Raw genomic sequence first — 9812 nt, forward strand, 5'->3', positions numbered from 1 at the left:
GACTCAGTAGTTAAGTGACGATAGCCTAGGAGATACACCTGTACCCATGCCGAACACAGCAGTTAAGCCCTAGAACGCCTGAAGTAGTTGGGGGGTGCCCCCTGTTAGATACGGTAGTCGCTTAGCATATTCCGCCATAGCTCAGTTGGTAGAGCGCATGACTGTTAATCATGATGTCACAGGTTCGAGCCCTGTTGGCGGAGTAAAGAGAAATCTTTAGTATATGGTCCGTTGGTCAAGGGGTTAAGACACCGCCTTTTCACGGCGGTAACACGGGTTCGAATCCCGTACGGACTATATTGGGAGGCTGCTTAGGTCTCTTTTTTGTTTATGTGACTTTTAGTCCGTCACGCTCCGTAAGGTGCGCGACGAAGGTTATACCAAAAAAACTCCAAACGCGATACAATAAAGGTGTTCAAGTCTATTGTAAAGCGAGAGGAGAAAAGTATGGCACAAAAGGCACATAGTTTATCACATACAAAGTGGTTGTGTAAGTACCACATTGTCTTCACACCTAAGTATAGACGAAAAATCATCTATAATCAATATCGAAGTAGTTTGGGAGAAATATTCCGACGTTTGTGTAGTTATAAAGGCGTAGAAATTATCGAAGGACATCTGATGCCGGACCATGTTCATATGTTAGTCAGTATTCCTCCGAGATTAAGTGTATCAAGCTTTATGGGTTATTTAAAAGGTAAGAGTGCTCTTATGATGTTTGATAAACACGCCAATCTCAAATATAAATTTGGCAATCGTCATTTCTGGGCATAGGGCTATTATGTAAGTACAGTTGGACTTAATGAAGCCACAATTAAGAAATACATATAAGAACAGGAAAAACATGATATAGCACTTGATAAGTTAAGTGTAAAAGAATATGAAGATCCCTTTAGGGATAATGGCAAGTAGTACGAATGCCTCTTTAAGAGGCTAGTGACGAGTCAAAAGCAGTGAGGCTTGAACAAAGTGAAAGCCAGCGTCTTTAGGCGCTGGCTGGTGATGTGGGCTTATAGCCCTTGTTCAAACCACCCGTTTGACGGGTGGTCATGATTTTTTGAGGTGAATGGGCTTTAATTTGGCTCCTTTTTCTTTTCTTGTTGCTTTGTCTATTCATTGTTTGTTGATATAATAGAGACATGAAAAGATTATGTGATGAATTATCGGTTTTGCCAGGGATTGGTCCAAAATCGGCTGAAAAATTTTTAAAAATTAACATTCAGAATATTAATGATTTGCTGACTTACTATCCATTTAGATATGAAGATTTTGAGAGTAAGTCTATTTATGATTTGCAGGATGGTGAGAAGGCAGTGGTAGTTGGGGAGGTGGTATCTCCAGCTAATGTACAGTATTATGGTTACAAAAGAAATAGACTCCGTTTTTCAATGAAACAGGGTGAGGTTGTCTTAGCAGTTTCGTTTTTTAATCAGCCTTATTTAGCAGATAAGATTGTTTTGGGGCAGGATATTGCAGTTTGGGGAAAGTGGGATAAGGCTAAGGCAAGTTTGACAGGAATGAAAGTTTTGGCTCAAGTATCAGATGAGCTGCAGCCTGTCTATCATGTGGCGCAGGGGATTTCGCAAGTAAATTTGGTTAAGGCTATTAAAACGGCTATTGATCAGGGATATTTGCATTTATTAGAGGAGAATTTACCATCAGTTTTACGAGAGCGCTATCGGTTAATGAATCGCCGAGAGGCGGTTTTTGCGATGCATTTTCCGACAAATTTAGAAGAGTATAGACAAGCTTTGCGACGTATGAAGTTTGAGGAATTATTTTATTTTCAATTACAGTTGCAAATGCTGAAAGCCAACAATCGTGATATTTCGAATGGTTTGAAGATTGCTTATGATGCTGATAGATTGGCTATGCAGATAAGACAATTGCCGTTTGCCTTAACGGATGCTCAGTCTGGGGCCTTGGCTGAAATACTATCAGATATGAAGTCCTATGGGCACATGAATCGTTTGTTACAAGGGGATGTTGGTTCAGGGAAGACAGTAGTTGCTGGATTAGCTATGTTTGCTGCTGTGACTGCGGGGATGCAGGCTGCAATTATGGTCCCGACAGAAATTTTGGCTGAGCAACACTTTGAGAGTTTGCGCCAGCTTTTTCCAGAACTTTCTATTGCTCTTTTGACAGGGGGAATGAAGGTTGCGGAGCGTCGTACTGCTTTAGAGGCGATTTCTAGTGGTCAGGTAGACATCATTGTAGGAACTCATGCTCTTATACAGGAAAGTGTGACGTACCATAAGCTTGGTTTGGTTGTGACGGATGAGCAACATCGTTTTGGGGTTAAACAACGCCGTCTGTTTCGTGAGAAGGGTGATAATCCGGATGTGCTTATGATGACTGCTACACCTATTCCTCGGACGTTAGCTATTACAGCTTTTGGAGATATGGATGTATCGATTATTAATCAGTTGCCTGCTGGTCGGAAGCCAATTATTACTCGCTGGGTCAAACATCAACAGCTGCCCACGGTCTTAGATTGGTTGGAGCGGGAGTTAGAAGTAGGTGCCCAGGTTTATTTTATCTCTCCGCTGATTGAAGAATCTGAGGTTCTGGATTTAAAGAATGCTGTAGATCTGCAATCTGATTTACAGGCGCACTTTGGAGAGCAAGTTACAGTGGATTTGTTACACGGTAAGATGAAAAATGACGAGAAAGATGCCATCATGCAGGCTTTTAAGGAGCGAAAAACGAATATTTTGGTTTCTACCACTGTTATTGAAGTCGGAGTCAATGTGCCCAATGCAACGGTGATGGTTATTATGGATGCAGATCGTTTTGGTTTAAGCCAATTACATCAGTTGAGAGGGCGTGTAGGACGTGGTCATAAGCAGTCTTATGCAGTGTTAGTTGCTAATCCTAAAACAGAGTCTGGTAAGGAACGCATGAAAATTATGACAGAGACGACAGATGGTTTTATTTTGGCTGAAGCTGACTTGAAAATGCGTGGGTCTGGAGAAATATTTGGAACTCGTCAATCAGGTTTGCCAGAATTTCAGGTTGCAAATATTATCGAGGACTATCCAATTTTAGAGGAAGCAAGACGAGTTGCTAGTCAGATTGTTAGTGTGGAAAATTGGCAGGAGGACCCTAATTGGTCGATTTTACTTGCTAATTTGAAAGATGGAGAGGAATTGGATTAGTCATATAAAAAAGGCCAACACACATGTGCTGGTCTTTTGACATATTGTATAGTTCGTCAGCGATTAACCTTGGATGTAATCTGCCAAGCTTTGCTCTTCCAAGCCTGCATTGAGAGCGATAAGGAGTTTGAGTCGGGCTTTTTGAGCATTTAATTCTTTAACAAATAGAATGCCGTCTTGTTCCAGTTGGATGCCACCTCCTTGGTAGGCATAGACAGGCTCAGCAATTCCGTTAAAACAGCGAGATACCAGAATAATGGGGATCTTTTGATCAAGGAGTTTCTTAATGGCTGGAAGGATGGTAGGCGGAAGATTTCCGGCGCCGAGTGCTTCAATGACTAAGCCGGAAATTGAGCTTGCAGTGAGAGAATCAAGGAGGATGGAGTCCATATCTGCATAAGCTTTTATGATTGGGACCGTTCCTGTGACTCTTGACAAGTCAAATCGAACACGTGGTTCAGCAGTTTTAAAATAGAGAATCTCTCGTTTGGTGACTAACCCCAGTGGTCCATGGGTTGGTGTTTGAAAGGTTGAGACATTGGTGGTATGCGTTTTTGTAACATATTTAGCAGCATGAATTTCATCGTTCATGACCACTAGAACACCTTTATCTGCGGATTTATCATCAGCAGCCACACGTAGGGCTGTTCGGTAGTTATAAATTCCGTCGCTACCTAGTTCATTTGAGGAACGCATGGCTCCGGTCAATACAATTGGTTTTTCTGGAATAGCCATTGTATCAAGGAAATAGGCAGTTTCTTCTAAAGTGTCTGTGCCATGTGTAATGACAAAACCATCGAAGTTCATTTGTTCTTCTTTGATTTTTTGGTATAGAGCCATCATGTGTTCTAAGCGAATGTGCGGACTTGGAACATTGAGAAAATCCAAGGATGTCACTTGAATTTCTTCTAGTGGGCTATCAATTTGGGTCATTGGATTGATTTTACTAGATGCAACTTCACCCTGATGATTGGCTTGCATAGAAATGGTTCCACCTGTATGCAATACTAGAATTTTTTTCATAAATTTTCAGTTTCTTTCAAAGTGTGATATACTAATTGTAACATAATTCTTAGAAAGTAGGTGAGTTGGTTGACGATAAAGGCTGTATTTTTCGATATTGATGGTACCTTATTGACCGACAATCGTATGGTTAGTAGTTCAACTATTCTCGCCATTAATGCTTTGAAAGAGAAGGGAATTTTAGTTGGTCTAGCTACAGGACGTGATCCTCGTTTTGTTTTGCAGTATATGGCTAGTTTAGGGCTAGATTTGGCCATTGCTTATAACGGTCAATATATTTTTTCAAGAGAAGAAGTTATTTATAGTCAGAGTTTAGAGCCAAAGCAAATTGAACAAATTATGGAGTATGCGCAAACTCACCATAAGGATTTGTCTTTTGGAACTGCTAAAGGCATATTTGGTAGTAAGATTATGAGTGCTGGAACAGGAAATTTTGCATATCGTGTGACGCGTATGATTCCGGAGTCCTGGGCTGGAATCATAAACTTTGTTTTCAATCGCTTGGTACGTTGGATCAGTCCTCAACAGGAAACGAATTTGAAAGGTTTTCTCTTTCAACCAATCTATCAGCTGATGTTGCTGACGACGGAAAGGGAGACGCAATCATTGGAGGTGCTCTTTCCGAACTTGTCTTTTACGCGTTCGAGTCCCTATGCGACGGATATTATCAGTAAGGGAAATTCAAAATTATCGGGTATTGTAAAGGTTGCAGAACGATATGGTTTTGAGTTAGATGAAGTTATGGTATTCGGAGATTCTAATAATGATTTTGAAATGTTGAATGAAATTCAGCACTCGGTAGCGATGGGAAATGGGACGAAAAAGGTTAAACAAGCAGCTTCCTTTGTTACAGATACAAATAATCGTGATGGGATTTATAAGGCATTAATTCATTTTGGTGTGATTGAGGGATAAGATGTTTCAGAGCAAGGACGATAATTTTAATAGGGTAAAGGATTTTCATTTTTTAATGGATGGTGAAACCCAAGAACTTCCCAGTGTGTATGATGGACAGACGGCTTTGCATCGCGCTGGTTTTAAAGTGGAGGAGTTGGTAGAATTTCTACATGCAGCTTCAGAATCTGAAGTTGAGTTTCATGATTTTATTCAACAACTTCATCAGGATTTAGATACTGCTGCTGCTAAGGTATCTGGCAAGAGAAGTTTCGGGGTTTCGATGCAGGATCAGGTAGATGCTTTGCTGGATATTCTTTATTTTACATATGGTTCGTTTGTTTTGATGGGGGTTGATCCAGAACCAATTTTTCAGATAGTCCATACTGCAAATATGGGGAAAATATTTCCAGATGGTAAGGCTCATTTCGATCCAATCACTCATAAAATTTTAAAACCTGATGATTGGGAAGAACGGCTTGCGCCGGAGGAAAAGATTCAGGAAGAGCTGAAAAGACAGATGAAAAGACTTGATTCGTAAATCAAGTCTTTTGGTTTATAAACTTTTTTCTCCATCGCGAACAATGAGTAAATCAATAGTTGCGTGGCGCATGATATATTCGGATGAGGATCCGATTAGGAGACGTTCAAAGGCGTTTAGACCAGTTGCTCCAAGTAACATAAGATCCGCACCGGTTTCCTTTGGAATATCGATAGCCAGTAGGGTTTTTGGGTTACCGAATTCAATGCGGATCTGTACATCGGTCAGACCGGCGTTGAGGGCTTCTTGTTTGTATTCTTCGAGGAGGAGCTCCGCCTCTCTTTCTAAAGATTCATAGACAGAGGCGTCAAATGCAACAACATTGTGGAGAGCACGGGTATCAATCACATGGGCGATAATCAGACGTGCTTGGTTGCGTAGTGCGACATGAATAGCTTTATGAAGAGCTAATTCTGCTCCTTTAGAGCCGTCTACAGCGACGAGTATTGTTTTGTAAGATTGTGTCATAATAATCACTCCTTTCAGAAGAGCTTTGTCCCGAAATAGGTAGAGTAGTTCCTTACATTTTTATTATAAGCCTTTTAAGAGAAAATGTAAAGGATTCTTGTACTTTTTTTGCTTTTACAGTACAATATAAAAGATAGAAAGTCGAGGTGACGACATGAAGCAATTTAACAAGTCAACAAAATTGGATGATGTAGCATATGATATTCGTGGGCCTGTTTTGGAAGAGGCCATGCGCATGCGTGCCAATGGAGAGCAGATTTTACGTTTGAATACGGGGAATCCTGCAGAATTTGGTTTTACTGCTCCAGATGAAGTTATTCGTGACTTGATTCATAACGCCCGTAAATCAGAGGGATACTCGAACAGTAAGGGAATTTTTTCTGCACGTAAGGCTATCATGCAGTATTGTCAGCTAAAGAAATTTCCAAATGTTGATATTGAAGATATTTATCTTGGAAACGGCGTGAGTGAGCTGATTGTTATGTCTATGCAAGGTTTGCTAGATAATGGTGATGAGGTGTTGGTGCCAATGCCAGACTATCCTCTCTGGACTGCTGCAGTTAGTTTGGCTGGTGGTAAAGCTGTTCACTATGTTTGTGATGAAGCAGCTGAATGGTATCCAGATTTGACAGACATGGAGTCCAAGGTGACTTCTCGAACCAAGGCAATTGTCCTTATCAATCCAAATAATCCAACTGGTGCTCTCTATCCGAAAGAAATTTTAGAAGGAATCATTGATATTGCTCGTAGACATGAATTGATCATTTTCTCTGATGAGATTTATGATCGTATGGTCTTTGACGGAGCTGTTCATATCCCTATTGCGACACTGGCTCCAGATTTATTTGTTGTGACGATGAATGGGCTGTCTAAATCGCATCGTATTTGTGGTTTCCGAGTAGGTTGGATGGTCTTATCTGGTCCGAAAAAGCATGTAAAAGGTTACATTGAAGGCTTGAATATGTTGTCCAATATGCGTTTGTGTTCAAACGTTTTGGCTCAACAGGTTGTTCAAACTTCTTTGGGAGGTTACCAATCGGTTGATGAACTCTTGATGCCTGGCGGACGCTTATATGAACAAAGGGAGTTTATTACTAAGGCGATTAATGATATTCCAGGGCTTTCTGCTGTAAAACCTAAGGCTGGTCTGTATGTCTTCCCAAAAATTGATCGTGAGATGTACAGAGTTGATGATGATGAACAATTTGTATTGGATTTCCTCAAGCAAGAAAAAGTACTTTTGGTCCATGGTCGAGGTTTTAACTGGAAGGATCCAGATCATTTCCGTATTGTGTATTTACCACGTGTGGATGAGTTGGCAGAAATTCAAGAAAAAATGTCACGATTCTTGCGGCAATATCGTAGATAATGGAATTTAGGGCTGAATGTTACTCAGCCTTTTCTTTTTACTTGAATGAAATTGTTTGTATTATTCTAACAACGGTAAATATTCTGATAATTGTTGAAATTTTATGTATTTTTTGCTATACTGAAAGCAATTACAGAGTAAAGAGGAAAATATGATAACATTATTAGAGAAGACACGGAATATTACTTCTATTTTGAAGCGTTCCGAAGAGCAGTTGGCGGAAGAATTGCCATACAATGCCATCGCGGAGCACTTGTCTGACATTATTGATTGTAATTCTTGTATTATCAATAGTGAGGGTGAGATTTTAGGCTATCACATGAACTATAAGACCAATAATGACAGGGTTGAAGAGTTCTACATTAACAAACAATATCCAGAGGAGTATGTAAAGGCAGTTGCGCAGGTCTACGATACTCAGGTTAACTTGCCTGTGGAGAGTGAGTTGACAGCTATTCCTGTGGAGTCACGGGCAGCTTATCCTAATGGTTTGACAACGATTGCGCCTATCCATGTGACGGGGATTCGTTTTGGTTCCCTCATTATTTGGCGAAATGATGAGCAGTTTCATGATGATGATTTGATTTTGGTTGAGATTGCGGCAACAGTAGTTGGTATTCAGTTACTTAATTTCCAACGGGAAGAAGACGAGAAGAATATACGTCGTCGTGCGGCAGTTAATATGGCTGTAAATACGCTATCTTACTCAGAAATGAAGGCAGTTGCAGCTATTTTGGGTGAATTGGATGGTAATGAGGGGCAATTGACTGCTTCTGTGATTGCAGATCGTATCGGTATTACACGCTCGGTGATTGTGAATGCACTGCGTAAGTTGGAGAGTGCAGGAATTATTGAAAGTCGTTCTTTGGGAATGAAGGGGACTTATTTGAAAGTTCTCATCCCAGCTATTTTTGATGAAATTAAGAAACGTGACTACTAAAATGACAAAAGCATTGATTTCGATTGATTATACAATAGATTTTGTAGCAGACGAAGGAAAGTTGACTGCTGGAAAATCAGCTCAGGCTATTTCTGAACGAATTGCTCAGGTTACGCAAGAAGCTTTTGAAAATGGAGACTATATTTTCTTTGCGATTGATGGTCATGAGGAGGGGGACGAATTTCATCCTGAAGCTCAGCTTTTCCCAAGTCATAATATCATTGGGACGCAAGGGCGTGACTTATATGGTCCTTTAGCAGATTTTTATCAAAAACATACAGGGCATGCGCGTGTTCGTTGGATGGATAAACGCCATTATTCTGCTTTTTCTGGAACGGATTTGGATGTTCGACTAAGAGAACGTGGTGTAGATACGGTTGTCTTGACGGGTGTTTTGTCTGATATTTGTGTTCTTCATACAGCTATTGATGCTTATAATAAGGGGTATCGTATTGAGGTGGTCTCATCAGCCATTGCTGCATTGACGGAGGAGAATCATCAGTTTGCTCTCAATCATTTGCGTCATGTACTTGGTGCGACAATCATTGACTAATAGTATAGTGACCAGTCTGTGGACTGGTTTTTCGTTTTTCTTCAACAGGAATCTGTATCATTAACACTCTTCGAAAATCAAACTCAGACCTTGTTGACTTAGCTTGATGAACTTCAGTTCCATCTACAACTACGTCGTCAGTCTGATTCTGATATAGACAATATGTAAAGACCCCCAGTTGAGAATTCGTGGATTTACCTGTACACTAGAATAAAAAAACAATCAACTTCTAACAGGAATTACCACACTCAATTGGAGGTCTTATATGTTTCATTTTACCACACTTTTCATCGGAATGGATGTTCACAAAGAAAGTTTTTCACTCTGCTACTATGATATGATGACCAATCAATTCAAACATAGCACTAAAGTTAGTCCAAATGTTAGCTATATTGTGAACTATGTGAATGAGCTTCGTCGCTTGTATGGTCAAGATGCGGAAGTATTATGTGGCTATGAAGCTGGATGTCTCGGATTTACCCTATATCACCAGCTACAAGCTCACGGGATTCCCTGTATCGTGATGGCACCTACAACGGTGATGAAGGAAGGATCTAAGCGTGTCAAGACTGATAAGAAAGATGCAGCTCAGCTCGCAAAAGCTCTGGCCTTTCGTAGCTATCGGCCTGTTCATATTCCTACTGTTGAGGATGAACAAGTCAAAGAATATATCCGCATGAGAACAGACCACAAAGTGGCTCTGAAGAAGATTAAACAACAAATTCTTGCCTTCTGTCTCCGACATGATTTTCGCTATACCGAGGGAAGCAGTAATTGGACACAGAAACATGTCCGCTGGCTCCGTTCCCTACATCTTGAGGGACTTTACGCAGAGATTTTGACAGAATATCTATTGACCTATGAGA

Annotated in this window: 8 protein-coding genes, 2 tRNA genes, 1 rRNA gene and 2 pseudogenes; 10 read left to right on the plus strand and 3 right to left on the minus strand. The window is 40.5% G+C overall.

Annotated elements, in window-relative coordinates; all coding sequences use genetic code 11:
• Positions 1-10: 10 nt before the first annotated feature.
• The 4 genes and pseudogenes from rrf to tnpA all read left to right on the plus strand — a co-directional run bounded on the left by rrf (position 11) and on the right by tnpA (position 912).
• Positions 11-126: ribosomal RNA gene (gene rrf, locus ODU55_RS10895) — 5S ribosomal RNA — on the plus strand.
• Between the two features lie 4 nt (positions 127-130).
• Positions 131-203 (plus strand) — tRNA-Asn (locus ODU55_RS10900).
• 22 nt (positions 204-225) lie between these two features.
• Positions 226-297 (plus strand) — tRNA-Glu (locus ODU55_RS10905).
• 150 nt (positions 298-447) lie between these two features.
• A pseudogene (gene tnpA, locus ODU55_RS10910) lies at positions 448-912 on the plus strand (IS200/IS605 family transposase).
• A gap of 73 nt (positions 913-985) precedes the next feature.
• Here tnpA and ODU55_RS10915 read toward each other — a convergent pair.
• A complete protein-coding gene (locus ODU55_RS10915) occupies positions 986-1117 on the minus strand; it encodes a hypothetical protein (RefSeq protein WP_398582834.1) in 132 nt (43 codons plus the stop codon).
• Positions 1118-1139: 22 nt separating this feature from the next.
• On the opposite strand from ODU55_RS10915, the gene recG reads away from it, so the two are divergent.
• On the plus strand, positions 1140-3158 hold the full coding sequence (gene recG, locus ODU55_RS10920) for an ATP-dependent DNA helicase RecG (RefSeq protein ID WP_029186852.1): 2019 nt from the start codon (positions 1140-1142) through the stop codon (positions 3156-3158).
• 63 nt (positions 3159-3221) lie between these two features.
• Here recG and ODU55_RS10925 read toward each other — a convergent pair whose 3' ends face one another.
• Positions 3222-4181 (minus strand): asparaginase, encoded by a 960-nt coding sequence (locus tag ODU55_RS10925; protein WP_029186851.1) that lies wholly within the window; start codon positions 4179-4181, stop codon positions 3222-3224.
• A 69-nt stretch (positions 4182-4250) separates the two neighbouring features.
• On the opposite strand from ODU55_RS10925, the pseudogene ODU55_RS10930 reads away from it, so the two are divergent.
• Positions 4251-5616 (plus strand): annotated as a pseudogene (locus tag ODU55_RS10930) (Cof-type HAD-IIB family hydrolase).
• A 15-nt stretch (positions 5617-5631) separates the two neighbouring features.
• Here the strand turns inward: ODU55_RS10930 and ODU55_RS10935 are convergent.
• Entirely contained in the window at positions 5632-6084 is a 453-nt protein-coding gene (locus ODU55_RS10935; RefSeq protein ID WP_004195772.1) for a universal stress protein, read from the minus strand.
• Between the two features lie 154 nt (positions 6085-6238).
• On the opposite strand from ODU55_RS10935, the gene ODU55_RS10940 reads away from it, so the two are divergent.
• The 4 genes from ODU55_RS10940 to ODU55_RS10955 all read left to right on the plus strand — a co-directional run.
• On the plus strand, positions 6239-7453 hold the full coding sequence (locus ODU55_RS10940; RefSeq protein ID WP_398582835.1) for a pyridoxal phosphate-dependent aminotransferase: 1215 nt from the start codon (positions 6239-6241) through the stop codon (positions 7451-7453).
• 151 nt (positions 7454-7604) lie between these two features.
• The gene (codY, locus tag ODU55_RS10945) at positions 7605-8393 is read left to right on the plus strand and encodes a GTP-sensing pleiotropic transcriptional regulator CodY (RefSeq protein ID WP_029189115.1); all 789 of its coding nucleotides are present in this window, start codon (positions 7605-7607) and stop codon (positions 8391-8393) included.
• Position 8394: 1 nt separating this feature from the next.
• The gene (locus tag ODU55_RS10950) at positions 8395-8946 is read left to right on the plus strand and encodes a cysteine hydrolase family protein (RefSeq protein WP_029189114.1); all 552 of its coding nucleotides are present in this window, start codon (positions 8395-8397) and stop codon (positions 8944-8946) included.
• A gap of 265 nt (positions 8947-9211) precedes the next feature.
• Positions 9212-9812 (plus strand): transposase (locus ODU55_RS10955; RefSeq protein WP_398582836.1); only part of this gene is annotated, 601 nt, incomplete at its 3' end.

Origin of the sequence: Streptococcus sp. 2022WUSS037 (assembly GCF_044427225.1) — a bacterium.
In the GTDB taxonomy this organism is placed as follows: domain Bacteria; phylum Bacillota; class Bacilli; order Lactobacillales; family Streptococcaceae; genus Streptococcus.

Coding starts and splice junctions, on each gene's coding strand:
- ODU55_RS10915 (WP_398582834.1), bottom strand. CDS start 1,117: ATGAATAGACAAAGCAACAAGAAAAGAAAAAGGAGCCAAATTAAAGCC.
- recG (WP_029186852.1), top strand. CDS start 1,140: ATGAAAAGATTATGTGATGAATTATCGGTTTTGCCAGGGATTGGTCCA.
- ODU55_RS10925 (WP_029186851.1), bottom strand. CDS start 4,181: ATGAAAAAAATTCTAGTATTGCATACAGGTGGAACCATTTCTATGCAA.
- ODU55_RS10935 (WP_004195772.1), bottom strand. CDS start 6,084: ATGACACAATCTTACAAAACAATACTCGTCGCTGTAGACGGCTCTAAA.
- ODU55_RS10940 (WP_398582835.1), top strand. CDS start 6,239: ATGAAGCAATTTAACAAGTCAACAAAATTGGATGATGTAGCATATGAT.
- codY (WP_029189115.1), top strand. CDS start 7,605: ATGATAACATTATTAGAGAAGACACGGAATATTACTTCTATTTTGAAG.
- ODU55_RS10950 (WP_029189114.1), top strand. CDS start 8,395: ATGACAAAAGCATTGATTTCGATTGATTATACAATAGATTTTGTAGCA.